Origin of the sequence: Actinomadura sp. K4S16, assembly GCF_008327685.1 — a bacterium.
In the GTDB taxonomy this organism is placed as follows: Bacteria; Actinomycetota; Actinomycetes; order Streptosporangiales; family Streptosporangiaceae; genus Spirillospora.
Map to the genome: position 1 here is coordinate 361994 of NZ_BDDE01000018.1, position 14724 is coordinate 376717.

At 74.8% G+C, this 14724-nt stretch carries 13 protein-coding genes; 6 read left to right on the forward strand and 7 right to left on the reverse strand.

Annotated elements, in window-relative coordinates; all coding sequences use genetic code 11:
• Positions 1-58: 58 nt before the first annotated feature.
• The 6 genes from K4S16_RS46565 to pdhA form a co-directional block, all read right to left on the reverse strand.
• The gene (locus K4S16_RS46565) at positions 59-1435 is read right to left on the reverse strand and encodes a High-affinity nickel-transporter (RefSeq protein WP_200842190.1); all 1377 of its coding nucleotides are present in this window, start codon (positions 1433-1435) and stop codon (positions 59-61) included.
• A complete protein-coding gene (locus K4S16_RS29800; protein WP_149262352.1) occupies positions 1432-2742 on the reverse strand; it encodes a hypothetical protein in 1311 nt (436 codons plus the stop codon). Before K4S16_RS29800 ends, K4S16_RS46565 begins: the two co-directional genes overlap by 4 nt.
• On the reverse strand, positions 2742-4301 hold the full coding sequence (locus tag K4S16_RS29805; protein WP_149262353.1) for a DUF4331 domain-containing protein: 1560 nt from the start codon (positions 4299-4301) through the stop codon (positions 2742-2744). Before K4S16_RS29805 ends, K4S16_RS29800 begins: the two co-directional genes overlap by 1 nt.
• Positions 4302-4564: 263 nt before the next feature.
• Complete coding sequence (locus tag K4S16_RS29810; RefSeq protein WP_149262354.1) at positions 4565-5872, reverse strand: dihydrolipoamide acetyltransferase family protein; 1308 nt, start codon at positions 5870-5872, stop codon at positions 4565-4567.
• The gene (locus K4S16_RS29815) at positions 5869-6918 is read right to left on the reverse strand and encodes an alpha-ketoacid dehydrogenase subunit beta (protein WP_149262355.1); all 1050 of its coding nucleotides are present in this window, start codon (positions 6916-6918) and stop codon (positions 5869-5871) included. Before K4S16_RS29815 ends, K4S16_RS29810 begins: the two co-directional genes overlap by 4 nt.
• A 10-nt stretch (positions 6919-6928) precedes the next feature.
• The gene (pdhA, locus tag K4S16_RS29820; RefSeq protein WP_149262356.1) at positions 6929-8050 is read right to left on the reverse strand and encodes a pyruvate dehydrogenase (acetyl-transferring) E1 component subunit alpha; all 1122 of its coding nucleotides are present in this window, start codon (positions 8048-8050) and stop codon (positions 6929-6931) included.
• Positions 8051-8198: 148 nt separating this feature from the next.
• Between pdhA and K4S16_RS29825 the strand changes: the two genes are divergently transcribed.
• A complete protein-coding gene (locus K4S16_RS29825) occupies positions 8199-8828 on the forward strand; it encodes a GntR family transcriptional regulator (protein ID WP_235037155.1) in 630 nt (209 codons plus the stop codon).
• A 58-nt stretch (positions 8829-8886) separates the two neighbouring features.
• Here K4S16_RS29825 and K4S16_RS29830 read toward each other — a convergent pair whose 3' ends face one another.
• Positions 8887-9603: a GntR family transcriptional regulator gene (locus K4S16_RS29830; protein ID WP_149262358.1), complete on the reverse strand. Its 717-nt coding sequence runs from the start codon at positions 9601-9603 to the stop codon at positions 8887-8889.
• A gap of 159 nt (positions 9604-9762) precedes the next feature.
• Here K4S16_RS29830 and K4S16_RS29835 point away from each other — a divergent pair, with 159 nt between their 5' ends.
• The 5 genes from K4S16_RS29835 to K4S16_RS29855 are packed head-to-tail and all read left to right on the forward strand — an operon-like array spanning position 9763 to position 14674.
• Positions 9763-10992 (forward strand): NRAMP family divalent metal transporter, encoded by a 1230-nt coding sequence (locus tag K4S16_RS29835; RefSeq protein WP_149262359.1) that lies wholly within the window; start codon positions 9763-9765, stop codon positions 10990-10992.
• Between the two features lie 7 nt (positions 10993-10999).
• Positions 11000-11608 carry an allophanate hydrolase subunit 1 gene (locus K4S16_RS29840; RefSeq protein ID WP_149262360.1) on the forward strand — a complete coding sequence of 203 codons (609 nt, stop codon included), beginning with the start codon at positions 11000-11002 and terminating at the stop codon, positions 11606-11608.
• Entirely contained in the window at positions 11605-12495 is an 891-nt protein-coding gene (locus K4S16_RS29845) for a biotin-dependent carboxyltransferase family protein (protein ID WP_149262361.1), read from the forward strand. The genes K4S16_RS29840 and K4S16_RS29845 overlap by 4 nt, the downstream gene beginning before the upstream one ends.
• Positions 12492-13283 carry a putative hydro-lyase gene (locus K4S16_RS29850; RefSeq protein ID WP_149262362.1) on the forward strand — a complete coding sequence of 264 codons (792 nt, stop codon included), beginning with the start codon at positions 12492-12494 and terminating at the stop codon, positions 13281-13283. Before K4S16_RS29845 ends, K4S16_RS29850 begins: the two co-directional genes overlap by 4 nt.
• Positions 13284-13303: 20 nt before the next feature.
• Positions 13304-14674 carry a cellulose binding domain-containing protein gene (locus K4S16_RS29855; protein WP_149262363.1) on the forward strand — a complete coding sequence of 457 codons (1371 nt, stop codon included), beginning with the start codon at positions 13304-13306 and terminating at the stop codon, positions 14672-14674.
• Positions 14675-14724: the final 50 nt, after the last annotated feature.

Sequence of the window (14724 nt, forward strand, 5' to 3'; positions counted from 1 at the left end):
TCCCCTCCGTAGGCCGTCCACCCGGCACTACGCATCCGCGGCCGTTCCGGGTCGGAGGTCACGGCACCAGGCTCCGCAGCGTGAGCCCGAGCCCGAGGACCACGACCGTCGCGGACGTCCCTATCGGCATCATCGCGCCGGGAAACCGCGGCCGCATGGCCGGAATGCGCCGCGCCAGGGCGCGCGCGGACCCGGTGACGAGGAGACCGACCGCCATGAGCGCGGCGGCGAGTCCGAGCCCGTAGGCCAGCACGAGGACGACCCCGAACCAGGCCCGCCCGATCGCCGCGCCGCCGACCAGCACCACCACCGCCGACGGGCTCGGCACCATGCCGCCCGCCAGCCCCATGAGCACGACCCCGCCGCGCCGGGAACTCGCCTGCCCGTGCCCGTGGTCATGCCCGTGCCCGTGCCCGTGCCCGTGTCCGTGGGTGTGGTGGCGGTTGCGCAGGGCGCGCCGCAGAAGCAGCGCCCCCGCCGCCGTCACGAGGACGCCGCCTGCCGCCCCCAGCCACGGGAACAGCGCCTCGGGCGCCAGCAGCGTCCCGGTCGTCACGAGCAGGCCGAGGGCCAGCACGCCGGCGGTGTGGGTGAGCGTGACCGTCAGGCCCAGCGCGAGGACGTCCCGCGTCCGGCGCCGCCCGTCCCCGATCGCGTGCGCCGCCATGATCGTCTTGCCGTGGCCGGGTGCGAGCGCGTGCAGGGCGCCGAGCAGCAGCGCGAGCAGGAACGCCAGGGCGGCGAAACCGGGGGTCAGGTCGTGCCGTGCGACCAGCGACGTGAACCGCTGGGTGAGCCCGTCGGCGCCGCGCGGCAGCAGCCGCCCGGGACCGCCGCCGGAGGCGGGGGCCGCGAGCGGCGGCCCGCCCGCGCGCACGTCGAGGACCGCCGACCGCCGGTCCAGCGGGGAGGCGAGCATGTCCGCCGGGTAGGCGGCGAGCCGCCTGCTGCGCGAGGACTCCGGCACGTCGGACGCGGCGAGCGTCATCCGGTCGCCCCGCGCGGTGACCTCCCGCCAGCCGACCCGCCCGTCGCCCCCGCCCGCGCGGAAGACGATTCTCCCGGGCCCGGCGGGCGCGGTGATCCGGCATTCGAGCCGCAGCGTCGGCAGCCCCGCCTGCCCGCGCGGCGCCGACGCGGCGGCCGACGCGACCGCAGCGGTGGCGGCGCGCCCGTCCACGGTGACGCGCAGGGACGAGGCCGCCCGCGCGCAGGCCCCGCCCGCCCAGGCGGCCAGCTCGCGGCTCGACGGGCGCCCGTCGCGGTCGGCGTCGACCTCCGGCATCGCCTGCGCGGCGGGGATCTCGGCCAGGTCCTCGACGTGGTCGATCCGCAGCTCGTGCGGCGCCGCGACGAGGCCGTCGTAATGGTTGACGGTGAAGTTGCCGAGGGGATGCGCGGCGAGCATCCCGGCGGCGAGCGCGAGAACGATCACGACGCCCCCTCCAGGTCGTCCAGGGTGGCCCTGGCACGCGGCGCCCACAGCGGTGAGAAGCGCGGGTTGCGGCGCAGCGCCTCGGCCAGGTCGCGCCGCGCGGCGGCGCGCTCGCCGGCGGCCTTCTCGATGACGCCGAGATGGAACCGGAACGACGCGCGGCGGTACCCGGTGGCCGTCGCCTGGCGGGCGTAGCGGAGGGCTTCGCCGTCCCGCCCGTTGACGTGCAGCGCCCAGGCCAGCGCGTCCGCCGCGTGCACGCTGCACTGCCGCACCTTCGGGCCGGGGCAGCGCCGCCGGTACTCGGCCCGCGCCGCCCGCAGCGCGTCCCCGGCGTCGCCGTGGTCGCTCTCGGACAGCGCGGTCTCCAGGTCGGCGTCGACGCCGTTGGCCCTGGCGATCCGCGCCCACGCCGTCGCGACCGCGTACTGCCGCTCCGCTTCGTCGCGGCGTCCGGCGGACTCCAGCAGCTCCCCGTACTCGGTGAGGTACTGCGGCAGCGGGAGCCGCCGGACGATCTCGGCCCGTTCGGCGAGCGCTCCGGCCGTGTCGCCCCGCGCGGCCCTGACGCGAGCGTCGCCGTCCATCGCGGGCAGGTGGCCGGGGGAGAGGCGCAGCGCCTCGGCGTACTCGCGGCGCGCGCGGTCGAGGTCGCCGTCGTTCCAGGCCAGCTCGCCGAGCTGCACCGCGATGTAGGCCAGGTCGCCGCGGTCGGCGGCGGAGGCCCGCGCGAGCCCCAGCACCCGGCGCGCCTCCGCGACCTCCCCGCGCAGCTCCCGCACGTACGCGAGCCGCGTGAAGATCGGGATGCCCGGGCGGAGGGCGTCGGCTCGCCGGGCGGCGGCCAGGGCGTCGCCGTAGCGGCCGAGCTCCACCAGCGCGTCCACCCGGACTGCGGCGGCCCGCTGCCCGTAGGCGTTCGCCTTGAGCGCCCGGTCCGCATACCCCAGGGCACCGTGGAAGTCGTGGCGCGCCGCGGCGAGCGCGCCGAGCCCCGCCAGCGCGCCGTCGTTCTCGGGGGCCTCCCGGAGGGAGCGGCGCAGCACCTCCTCGGCCTTCGGGTAGTACGTCGGGTCGGCGGTCACCCGGGCCTGCTCCACGTACGCGAGGCCGAGGGAGGCCCAGCCCGCGGCGTCGCGCGGTTGCTCGCGCAGCCGCTTCTGCAGGCCGGCGATGCCCGAGGCGGGGGCCCCGGCCGGGGCGGCCGCGGCACCCTCCCCGGACGGGCGGCCGAACGCGACCGCCGATCCGAGGGTGAGCGCCGCGACGAGCCCCGCCGCCGAGGCCCCGGTGAGGACGGGACGCATCAGCTCTCGTGCCGTCCCGCGGCGGGGCGCCGTCGCCGCAGCCACAGCAGCCCGCCGGTCAGCACGAACGCGCCGGCACCGGCGGCCGCCGCGGGCAGCAGCGGGCCCACTCCGCTCCCGTCGTCCGAGGTGCTCTCGGTGGCGCCCGCGTTGAGGAAGTTCACGGGGCCGCCTTCGCCCTTCCGCGCCGAGCCCGCGGCCTTCGTCCCGGGCTTGCGCGCGCCGCGCACGTCCGACCCCGAGTGCGGCTGCGCCACGTACGGGAAGCTCTTCTCGAAGGCGGCGTCGTTGGCGTTGACCGCATCGCCGAGGTCGTTCTTCTTGCCGAGCAGCTCGCCCTCGACGGCCTGGAGCGAGATGTCGATCACGTCGTCGGTGAGCCGCCGCCCGTTGGGGAAGCCCGCCTTGTCGCCGCCGAGCACGCCGAGGCGGTCCGGCTTCGCGGCCGGTCTGACCGAGGTGTTCAGCCGCAGCAGCTCGGCCGGGCGCACGTGCGCCGGCTGGTTCAGCCCCGGCACGCCGGTGAGGAACGCCTGGACGAGGTCGTTGCGCGGCCCGGGCGGCGCCGGGATCTTGTAGATCTTCTCGATGAGCTTCGGCAGCTCGGGATCGGTGACGAACCCGGCGAACTGCGCGTCCTGCCAGGGGGTGGACGCGTTGAAGGCGTCCTTCCTGCCGCGCGGGATGACCACCTCGTTCACCAGCGGGCTCCCGAGCCGCGACACCTGCGCGTACCCGCCGGACGCGGAGAGCCGCGACACGGTCGAGTTCACCCCGATCACCGGGTCCTTCCCCTTCACGAGGTGGCGCGTCGGGATCTGCAGCGCGACCGTGTTGACGTTGTAGCCGCTCAGCGTGTCGTTCCCGACCTCCTTCAGGTTCGCGCCGTACAGCAGGTCGAAGACGCGCAGGTCGAGGAAGAACGAGTCGTCGGCCTGCCCGGCGAAGGAGGTCGTCCCGTCCCCGAGCGGCTTGACGGCCTGGCCGCGCAGCTTCGCGTAGTCGGGCATGGACGCCTTCCCGACGTTGGACGGCGCGACGGGCGCGTTCTCGGCGAGCGTGTGCACGCTGCGCACCCGGCCGCCGGTCCGGCGGACCAGCGTCAGGTCGTAGGTCTGCGTGAAGTTGAGGTCGGGGTCGTCCAGGCTCGTCACCGGCCCGGTGTTGTAGAGGAAGGTGTTCGCGTTCTTCAGCCGGTCGTGGAAGCGGAACCGGTAGGTCAGGTCGGGCAGCGAGTCGCCGTCGTTGTCGACGTTCAGGTCGTACCGGGCGTCCCGCGCAAACTTGTAGAAGTTCGGCCCGCCCGCCGGGTCCTGGAACGGGATGAAGTTCGCGATCAGGGTGGTGGTGTCCGGCTTGTCCGGACTGACGAACGCGTAGACGTCGGTGTTGTCGTACTGCGGCTGCCCCGAGATGAGCGGCGCCTCGCGGTGGCTGGACGCGGTGCCCCGCTTCGGCGCGAGCCCGGCGAACCCGCCCGCGCACAGCAGGCCCCCGGCGGCGACCATCGCGACGACCCGTGCCCTGGACGTTCCCCCGGCTGGATGGAGTGTCGGCATCGTGGAACCCTCGCCGGTCTCCGGGTGCCCGCCGCGGCGGCGCCTTTCCGTGGCGCTGGGCTGCGTTGCCGCGACGCCGGATCGACCGGTCTCTTCGCCATGCCCGCGGTTACTTCGCACCCCGCGCCGGATCTGATTGGTCCGTCCCGCCCTCTGGCCGGATACGGCCACCGCTGAACCACCGCGTCATGCTCTGACGCGGAAGGCCCCTCGCCGTCCTCGGCGGGGGGCCTCCACGATGCGTGCTCGGCTACGCGACTCGGCTACGCGACGATGAGCAGCGGGTTCTGGAGCAGTTCGGCGAGGCGGGCCAGGAACCTCGCGGCCGTCGCGCCGTCGGTGGCGCGGTGGTCGACCGAGAGGGTGACCGCCATGCGCTTGCCGGGGACGACCTGCCCGTCGCGGACGGCGGGCTCGTCGCGGACGGCGCCCACGGCGAGGATGGCGGCCTCCGGCGGGTTGATCACCGCGGAGAACGAGTCCACCCCGAACATGCCGAGGTTGCTGACGCTGAACGTGCCGCCGCTCATCTCCCGGGCGGACAGCTTTCCGTCGCGGGCCTTCCCGGCGAGCTCGCGGGTCTCCCTGCCGATCTCCGAGACGCTCTTGCGGTCGGCGTCCCGGACGATCGGGACGACGAGGCCGTCCTCGACCGCCACCGCGACGCCGACGTGCACCCGCTTGTGGAAGAGCAGGTTCTCCTCGGTGTAGGAGACGTTCACCGCCGGGTGCTCGCGCAGCGCGGTCGCCACCGCCTTCACCACCAGGTCGTTCACGCTGACCTTCGCCGGGGCGAGCGCCTCGTTGAGGGTCGCGCGGAACGCCAGCAGGGCCTCGGCGTCCACCTCGCGGTTCAGGTAGAAATGCGGCGCCTCGCGCTTGCTCTCGGTGAGCCGCCGGGCCGCCACCTTGCGGAAGCGGTTCAGCGGGACGGCCTCCACGTCCGGGTCGTCGGCCCGGTCCTGGACGGCGGGGGCCGCCGGGGCGGGAGCCGGAGCGGCGGCGGCCGGGGCGGACGCGGCCGGGGCGCCGGCGCGGACGGCGGCCTCGATGTCGGCGCGGACGATGCGGCCACCGGGGCCGGAGCCGGTCAGCGTCGCCAGGTCGATGCCGTGGTCGCGGGCCAGCCGGCGCGCCAGCGGCGACGACGGCGGGCGGGAGCCGGACGGGCGTCCGACGGCGCGCGCCGGGGCGGCCGTGGCGACCGGCGCCGGCTCGGGCGCTTCCTCCGGGGCGGGCGCGGGCGCCGCCTCGGCGGCGGGAGCCTGCTTCGCCTCGGCAGGAGCCGGCTCCGGCTCGGCGGCGGGTTCCGCCGCGGGCTCGGGGCGGGCGCCGCCGGCCGGGGCGATCACCGCGATCGGGGCGCCGATCGCGGCGGTCTCGCCCTCGGCGACCAGGATCTTCTCCAGCACGCCGGCCTCGTAGGCCTCGTACTCCATGACCGCCTTGTCGGTCTCGATGTCGACGATGACGTCGCCGACCGCGACCTCGTCTCCCGGCTGCTTCTGCCAGGAGCTGATGACGCCCTCCTCCATCGTGTCGGAGAGGCGGGGCATGAGGATCTCGGTCATCGCACGGGCTCCAGAGCGGGTCGCGGGGACGTGGCGTCCGCCCCCGGCGCGGTGCGGCCGGTCGCGCGGAGCGTGGCGCGGACGGCGGTGAGCAGGGACTCGGCGGACGGCAGCGCCGCCGTCTCCAGGGACTTGGCGTAGGGGAGGGGCACCTCGGCCATCGCGACGCGCCGGACGGGGGCGTCGAGCCAGTCGAACGCGCCCTCCTGGATCGTCGCGGCGATCTCGGCGCCGATGCCGTAGGTGAGCCAGTCGTCCTCGGCCACGACGGCGCAGCCGGTCTTGCGGACGGAGTCCACGACCGTCTGCCGGTCGAGCGGGCGCAGGCTGCGCAGGTCGACCACCTCGGCGGAGACGCCCTCGGCGGCGAGGGTCTCGGCGACCTCGGAGGCGACGCGGGCCATCCGGGAGTAGCCGATGATCGTGATGTCGGTGCCCGGACGGGTCACGGCGGCGCGCCCGATCTCGGCGGGCTCGATGTCCTCGACCGCGGCGGGCAGCTCGCCCTTGGTGTTGTAGAGGGCGAGGTTCTCCAGGAACAGCACCGGGTCGTCGTCGCGGATCGCGGCCTTCAGCATCGCCGACGCCTCGGCGGGCGTGCTCGGCGCGACGACCTTCAGTCCGGGGATGAACGAGTAGAACAGCTCGACGTTCTGCGAGTGGGTGGCGCCGAGCTGCTGCCCGCCGCCGCCCGGCGTGCGGATCACCATCGGCACGCTGGCCTGCCCGCCGAACATGCCGTAGATCTTCGCGGCGTGGTTGACGATCTGGTCCAGCGCCAGCAGCGAGAAGTTGATCGTCATGATCTCCACGACCGGGCGCAGGCCGAGCATCGCGGCGCCGATCGCGGCGCCGACGAAGCCCTCCTCGGCGATCGGGGTGTCGCGGACGCGGCGCGGCCCGAACTCCTTCAGCAGCCCCTCGGTGATCTTGTAGGAGCCCTCGAAGAGCCCGATCTCCTCGCCCATCAGGAAGACGTTCTCGTCGCGGAGCATCTCGGCGCGGAGCGTGTCCCGGAGGGCCTGGCGGTAGGTCACGGTTGCCATGGGGTGCCTCTCAGGAGCCGAATACGGGGTCGGCGGGGAGCCGGCGCAGCTCGCCCGGGACGGGGGTGGCGTAGGTGTAGTCGAACAGCGTGGACACCTCGGGCGCCGGGCTCTCGTCGGCGAACGCGGCGGCGGCGTCGACCTCGGCCTTCACCTCGGCGTCGAGCCGGTCGCGCTCGTCGGCGGACAGGACCCCGGCCTCCTCCAGCTCCAGCGCCATCCGGGCGAGGGGGTCGGCGGCCTTCAGGGCCTCCTTCTCCTCCTTGGACCGGTAGCGGGCCGGGTCGACGACCGAGTGGCCCTTCAGCCGGGGGCTGACGGTCTCCAGCAGGTAGGGCTTGCTCTCGGCGCGGGCGCGCTCGACGGCGGCGCGCGCGGCGTCCCGCACCGCGAGCACGTCGGTGCCGTCCACCCGCAGGCTCTCCATCCGGTACGCGGCGCCGCGCCGGTACAGCTCCGGCTCGGCCGCCGAGTTCTCCACGGTGGTGCCCATGCCGAGCCCGTTGTTGATCACGACGAAGACGACCGGGAGGTCCCAGAGGGCGGCGATGTTCAGCGACTCGTGGAACGCGCCGATCGCGGTCGTCCCGTCGCCCATGTGGCACATCACGACCTCGTCGCCGCCCTTGTAGGAGACGGCGAGCGCCGCGCCGGCCGCGAGGGGCACCTGCCCGCCGACGATCCCGTACCCGCCGAGCAGCCGGGCCTCGGCGTCGAACAGGTGCATCGACCCGCCCCAGCCCTTGGACACGCCCGTTGAGCGCCCGTACAGCTCGGCCATGACGCGGTCCGCGCCGATGCCCTTGGCGAGTGCGTAGCCGTGCTCGCGGTAGTTGGTGAACAGGTAGTCGGTGGGGCGCAGCGCGGCCATCAGCCCGACGACCGTCGCCTCCTCGCCGAGGTTCAGGTGGCAGTAGCCGCCGATCTTGGCCTCGGTGTAGGCGCGGGCGGCCCGCTCCTCGAACCGCCTGACCAGCAGCATCTGCCGGTAGTAGCCGACGAGCGTGGCGGCGTCGGCCGCCGGGGGAGCCGCCGGCGTCGCGCCGGTCCTCGGCCGGGGGGCCTTGGCGGCGCGCGCCCGGCGGCTCCGCGCCGGGGCGGCCCTGTCGGCCGACTGAACGGTCTCAGCCATCGGCGACCTTCCTCTGTCCGGGGCAGCGCCGTAGGATCGCCACAACGCTCCCGATCATCATTGATCTATGATCGATAATATTCTACCCGCTGGAACCCGCCCCCCTGTCAAGAGGCACTTACCGGCCGTGGCGCTACCATCCAGTTCTGTGAAGACCTCCGACCAGCTGCTGCTCCGCACCGGGCTCGCCGACCAGATCCGCGAGTTCATCGTGGAGGGCATCAGCTCCGGGCGGTGGGAACCGGGCGAGCGCGTCGTCGAGCGCCGCATCGCCGCCGAGCTGGGCGTGAGCCAGGGGCCGGTCCGGGAGGCGCTCCGCCAGCTGGAGGCGCAGCGGCTGATCGAGACGCTGCCGAACCGGGGCGCCCGGGTCCGCGACTTCACCGAGCAGGACCTGGCCGAGATCTTCCCCGTCCGCGCCGGGCTGGAGCGGACGGCCGTGGAGCTGGCCCTGCCCCGGCTGTCCGGCTGCCTGGAGGCGCTGGAGGAGCACAACCGCCGGCTCGGCGAGGCCGCGCGGGAGGGCGACCTGCACGAGCAGATGCGGCTCAGCATCGCCTTCCACCGCGAGATCGTCGAGACGGCCGGGAACCGGCTGCTCGTCTCGGTGTGGGAGAGCCTCGGCATCGAGCTGTGGACGACCCTGTCCCTGCGGCTGCACCACACGGAGATCTACTCCAAGTCGGCCGAGCACGCCGAGCTGATCGAGGCGTTCCGCCGCGCCGACCCGGCCGCGCCGCAGCTCCTGCACGACCACGTCATGAACTACGCCCCGTAACCGCGCCTTCCGGCGAGGCCTTCTGCCGGGCCGTCCGACGGGCCGTCCGACGGGCCTCTCAGTGGGCCTCGGAGCGGGCCTTCTCGCGGTAGGCCGCGGTGAGCTGGGCCTCCGCGTCGTCGAGGTAGGAGCGCAGCTCCCGCTCGGCCACCGCGAGCTCGCCCCGCGCCATCAGGTCGTGGATCCGCCGGTTGCGGGTGAGGTAGGGCTCGTGGAACTCGCGCGGCGAGCCCATCTCGTGGAAGACCAGCCGCATCTCGGCCAGCAGGTGCTGGATCATCTCGTCCACCCGCGGACTGCCCACCAGCGCGGCGATGGCCTGGTGGAAGCGGATGTCGGCGGTGCCGACGTCCGGCCATCGACCGGCGGCGGCGGCGCTCTCGCCGTCCAGGACGGCCGCCTCCACGCGGCCGAGCGTCCCGGCCGGGGCCTCCCGCGCGCACCGCACGCCCTCGCACTCCAGGATCCGCCGCACCCGGTAGAGGTCGGCGAGGCCGTCGGCGGTGACCCGGCGCACGAACACGCCGCGGTTGAACTCGTGGACGAGCAGGCGCTCCATGGCGAGCAGCCGGAACGCCTCGCGCACGGTGTTGCGCGACACCTTCAGGGCCTCGCCCAGCTCCTCCTCGCGCAGCCGCTCCCCGGGGGCGAGCCGCCCGTCGGTGATCTGCTCGCGCAGCAGGTCGGCGATCCGCGCGGCGGTGCTGCTCCGGGACAGTTCGTGCCGGGCGGCCGCGATGTCGGACAGCCACGAGCCCTGCGCCGGCACGGGCATCGACCACCTTCCGGGGGCAGGCGCGGGACGCCGCGCACGAAGATCCGGGGAGGCCAGCCTATCCCCGGCGACCGCAGAATGCATCAACAGGTCTCTTGATGGATTGTTGAACAATCCCTACGCTTGCGGAAAGTCGAACCCCCCGGAAGGGCCCCCGCCATGACGGACCCAGCGACCCTCGACACGACCACGGCCCCCACCTCCCGCTCCCGCCGCGCCGCCCTCACCGGCGCCATGTTCCTGATGGCCACCAGCGCCATCGGACCCGGCTTCATCACCCAGACCACCGTGTTCACCGCCAAGCTCGGCGCCGCGTTCGCTTTCGCGATCCTCGTGTCCGTGCTGGTGGACATCGCGATCCAGCTGAACGTGTGGCGCGTCGTCGGCGTCTCCGGCATGCGCGCCCAGGAACTCGGCAACCGCGTCCTGCCCGGCGCCGGGTACGGCCTCGCCGCGCTCGACGTGTTCGGCGGCCTGATCTTCAACATCGGCAACGTCGCCGGTACCGCGCTCGGCCTGAACGCGCTGCTCGGCCTGGACGTCAAGATCGGCGGCGCGGTCTCCGCGCTGGCCGCGATCGCGATCTTCCTGGTCCGGCGGGCCGGCGTCGCCATGGACCGGATCGTCGTCGTGCTCGGCGGCGTGATGATCCTGTTGACCCTGTACGTGGCGGTGGTGTCCGAACCGCCCCTCGGTGACGCGCTCCGGCAGAGCATCGCGCCGGAGACCGTCGACTTCCTGGTCATCACCACGCTGATCGGCGGGACGGTCGGCGGCTACATCACCTACGCGGGCGCGCACCGCATGATCGAGTCCGGGCTGACCGGGCCGGAGCACGTCCGGGAGATCAACCGCAGCGCGGTCACCGGCATCCTCGTCACCGCCCTGATGCGCGTGCTGCTGTTCCTCGCGGTCCTCGGCGTCGTCGCGGGCGGGGTGACCCTCGCCAAGGAGAACGCCCCCGCCTCGGCCTTCGAGCACGCGGCGGGCCAGGCCGGGCTGCGCGTCTTCGGCCTGATCATGTGGTCGGCCGCGATCACCTCGGTCATCGGGGCGTCCTACACCTCGGTGTCGTTCCTGGTGTCGTTCTCCTCCTTCGTCGAGCGGCACCGCAACCGGCTGGTCGTCGCGTTCATCCTCGTCTCCGCCGCCATCTACCTCGCGGTCGGCACCACCCCCGCGAAGCTGCTCGTCTTCGCGGGCGCGCTGAACGGGCTGATCCTGCCGTTCGGGCTCGCCGTGCTGCTCTGGGCGGCCGCCCGCCGCCGCGACCTGCTCGGCGGCCACCGGTACCCGGTCTGGCTCCTCGCCATCGGCGTGGCGGCCTGGGTCCTGTCGCTCTACCTCGGCTGGAACAGCCTGTCCGGGCTCGACGACCTGTGGAAGTGAGGGCGGGGTGCGGATCCTCCCGAGCGGCGACGCGGCGCTGCTGGTCGAACTGCCGGACCTCCCGGCGATGCTCGGCCTGTACACCGCGCTCGCGGCGGCCCCGCCGCCCGGCGTCGCCGACCTCGTCCCGGCGGCCCGCACCCTGACCCTGCTGCTCGCCCCCTCCGCCGACCCGGCCGCGGTCGCCGCCGCGGTGCGCGCCACCCGGCCGGGTGCGGCGGGCGGCGCCGCCGGGGACGTCGAGATCCCCGTCGTCTACGACGGCGACGACCTCCGCGAGGTCGCCCGCCTCACCGGGCTCGCCCCGGACGAGGTCGTCGCCGCGCACACCGGGACCCCGTGGCGGGTCGCGTTCACCGGGTTCGCGCCCGGATTCGGCTACCTGGAGGGCGGCGACCCGCGACTGGACGTCCCGCGCCGCGCGACGCCCCGCGTCCGCGTCCCGGCGGGCGCGGTCGGCCTCGCCGGGCGGTTCAGCGGCGTCTACCCGGTCGAGTCCCCGGGCGGCTGGCGGCTCATCGGACGCACGGAGGCCGTCCTATGGGACCTCGAACGCGACCCGCCCGCCCTGCTCCGCCCGGGAACCCGGGTCCGCTTCGTCCGGCGGGAACCATGAAGCGGCGGTTGGACGTTCTCCGCACAGGGTTCCTGGCCACGGTCCAGGACCTCGGCCGCTCGGGTCACGCGGCGCTCGGCGTGGGGGTGTCGGGCGCCGCGGACCCGGGCTCGCTCCGGCTCGCCAACCGGCTGCTCGGCAACGCCGAGAGGGAGGCCGCGATCGAGGTCACCTTCGGCGGCCTGCACGTGCGCTGCCGGGGCGGCGTGTTCGCCGCGGTGACCGGCGCGCCCGCCCCGCTGCTGGTGGACGGCCGGGCCGAGGCCCCCTACTCGGTCGTGCACGTGCCGGACGGCGCCGAGCTCCGGATGGGCGCCCCGCCCGCGGGCCTGCGCAGCTACCTGGCCGTGCGCGGCGGCGTCGCCGTCCCGCCCGTCCTCGGGTCGCGCTCCACCGACACGCTCTCCGGCCTCGGCCCCGCCCCGCTCAAGCCCGGCGACCTCCTCCCCGTAGGCCCGCCGCCCGCCGCCCCGCCGCTGCTGGACGCCGCGCCCGTCCGCCCGCCGCACGGCGGCGACATCCAGCTGCGCGCGATGCCCGGCCCCCGCCACGACTGGTTCGCCCCGGGCGCGCTGAAGGCCCTCTTCTCCTCCGCCTACACGGTGACCAGCGAGATCGACCGGGTAGGCATGCGCCTGGACGGCCCCGGACTGGAGCACGCCGGGCGCGGCGAGCTGCCCAGCGAGGGGACGGTCACCGGGGCGCTGCAGGTCCCGCCGTCCGGGCGGCCGGTGCTGTTCCTCGCCGACCACCCGCTCACCGGCGGCTACCCCGTTATCGCGGTGGTCGCCTCCGCCGACATCGGACGCGCCGCCCAGGCCCGGCCCGGCCAGCGTCTCCGGTTCCGGCCGCATCCCGCACCGAACCTCCGGGAGGAGAGATCATGACCGCACCCCTCGACCCGGGCGCGCTCACGCCGGACCAGGCGAGGGCCCTGTTCCGGGCCGGCCTGCGCGTCCCCACGTCCGGCTGGTGCGCGGGCTGGACGCAGGCGAACCTCATCGCCGTGCCGTGCGAGTACGCCTACGACCTGCTCCTGTTCGCGCAGCGCAACCCCAAGCCGTGCCCCGTCCTGGACGTGACCGAGCCCGGCGCGACCTCGGCCGCGCTGTTCGCCGGTGACCTGCGCACCGACCTGCCCGGCTACGTCGTCTACGAGCACGGCGAGCCGGTCGCCGAGGTGACCGACGCGACCCCCTACTGGCGCGACGACCTCGTCTCGTTCCTCATCGGGTGCAGCTTCACGTTCGAGGAAGCGCTCCGCGAGGCCGGCGTCCCCGTCCGGCACATCGAGCAGAACCGCAACGTCCCGATGTACCGGACGAACCGGATGTGCCGCCGCGCGGGCGAGTTCGGCGGCCCGCTCGTCGTCTCCATGCGCCCCGTCCCGGCCGCGCAGGTGGCCGACGCCGTGCGGGTGACGGCCCGGTACCCGTCGGTCCACGGCGCGCCCGTGCACGTCGGCGACCCCGTCGAGCTCGGCATCGAGGACCTCTCCGCGCCGGACTTCGGCGACCCGGTGGAGATCCGGGTCGACGAGATACCCGTTTTCTGGGCCTGCGGAGTGACCCCGCAGGCGGCGGTGATGGCCTCCCGGCCGAAGCTCGCCATCGGGCACGCGCCCGGCCACATGGCGATCACGGACGTCCGCGACACCCGGTACCTCGTGCCCTGAGTCCGGTCTAGGCTTCGTCCATGCCCGAGATCATCGCCGCGGGCGAACGCCTCGGCGGGCGCTACCTCATCGAGCGGCCCCTCGGCGCCGGCGGCATGGCGACCGTCTGGCGCGCGGTCGACACCGTCCTCGACCGGGCCGTCGCGGTCAAGGTCCCCAAGGACGGCGGGCCCGAGGAGTTCTCGCGGCGGCTCCGCCAGGAGGCGCAGGCCGCCGCCGCCCTCACCCACCCGGGCATCACCGGCGTGTACGACTACGGCGAGCACCGCGCCGGCCCGGAGGGCACCTCGCGGCGCGAGAGCCGCCCGATCCCGTACGTGGTCATGGAACTGCTGGACGGCGAGAGCCTGGCCGTGCGCCTGTCGCGCGGCCCGCTGCCGTGGCGCGAGGCGGCCGGGATCTGCGCGCGGGTCGCCGACGCCCTGGCCGCCGCCCACGACGCAGGCATCGTGCACCGCGACATCAAGCCCGGGAACGTGTTCCTCACCCCGGTCGAGGTGAAGGTCCTCGACTTCGGCATCGCGTTCACCGGCACGGCGGGCGGACCGGTGATGGGCACGCCCGCCTACATGGCGCCCGAACTGGTGACCGGCGCGTCCCCGACCCCGGCGGCCGACGTCTACTCGCTGGGCGTCGTCCTGCACGAGTGCCTGACCGGCGCGCCGCCCACACCCGCCTCGGCGTTCCGGAAGGGCACTCCCGGCGAGGTCGCGGCACTCTGCCGCGACTGCCTGTCCCCGGACCCCGGCGCTCGGCCCACCGCCGTCGAAGCGGCCCGCGTGCTGGCGGGCGCCGCCGGCATCCAACTCCACGTGCCCGGCGGCGCCGACGCGTCCGCCGGTGAAGGCCCTCCGCCTGCGGAAGGGCCGGGGAACCCGACCCGCGTCCTGGACGATCCCGCCCCCTCCGGGCACGGGCCCGGACGGCGGCCGCTGCTCATCGCCGGGGTCGCGGCCGGGGCGCTGTGCGCGGTGGCCGCGCTCCTGGCGGCCCTCGCGCCCGACTCGTCCGACTCGTCCGATGCGAAACCGGCGGCGCCGCCCCCGTCGGCGGGCAGGTCGCCGGCCGCCGCGACCGCGTGCTCGGTGGCGTACCGGGTCGACGGGACGTGGCCGCGGGGCTTCCAGGCGACCGTCCGGATCACCAATGCCGGGGACGGCGCGATCGACGGCTGGACGCTGGCCTTCGCCTTTCCGGACGGGCAGACGATCACCCAGCTGTGGAACGGGAGCCGGGTGCAGGACGGGGCGTCGGTGACGGTGACGGCGGCGGAGTGGAACCGGTCGATCCCGCCGCACGGGACGGCCGAGTTCGGGTTCCTCGGGAGCCGGGACGGCGCGAACGGCGCGCCGTCGCGGTTCACCCTGAACGGCGCGGAGTGCCGCGGCTGACCGCTTCTGGGAGCGCTCCCAATCGATCGCCGCAGGTCAGCGGGTTTTGA

What these genes read in the sequence shown, in the direction of transcription:
- K4S16_RS29835 (WP_149262359.1), top strand. Translation starts at nt 9,763, where the DNA reads ATGACGGACCCAGCGACCCTCGACACGACCACGGCCCCCACCTCCCGC.
- K4S16_RS29810 (WP_149262354.1), bottom strand. Translation starts at nt 5,872, where the DNA reads ATGACCGAGATCCTCATGCCCCGCCTCTCCGACACGATGGAGGAGGGC.
- K4S16_RS29815 (WP_149262355.1), bottom strand. Translation starts at nt 6,918, where the DNA reads ATGGCAACCGTGACCTACCGCCAGGCCCTCCGGGACACGCTCCGCGCC.
- K4S16_RS29855 (WP_149262363.1), top strand. Translation starts at nt 13,304, where the DNA reads ATGCCCGAGATCATCGCCGCGGGCGAACGCCTCGGCGGGCGCTACCTC.
- K4S16_RS29850 (WP_149262362.1), top strand. Translation starts at nt 12,492, where the DNA reads ATGACCGCACCCCTCGACCCGGGCGCGCTCACGCCGGACCAGGCGAGG.
- K4S16_RS29800 (WP_149262352.1), bottom strand. Translation starts at nt 2,742, where the DNA reads ATGCGTCCCGTCCTCACCGGGGCCTCGGCGGCGGGGCTCGTCGCGGCG.
- K4S16_RS29805 (WP_149262353.1), bottom strand. Translation starts at nt 4,301, where the DNA reads ATGCCGACACTCCATCCAGCCGGGGGAACGTCCAGGGCACGGGTCGTC.
- pdhA (WP_149262356.1), bottom strand. Translation starts at nt 8,050, where the DNA reads ATGGCTGAGACCGTTCAGTCGGCCGACAGGGCCGCCCCGGCGCGGAGC.
- K4S16_RS29845 (WP_149262361.1), top strand. Translation starts at nt 11,605, where the DNA reads ATGAAGCGGCGGTTGGACGTTCTCCGCACAGGGTTCCTGGCCACGGTC.
- K4S16_RS29830 (WP_149262358.1), bottom strand. Translation starts at nt 9,603, where the DNA reads ATGCCCGTGCCGGCGCAGGGCTCGTGGCTGTCCGACATCGCGGCCGCC.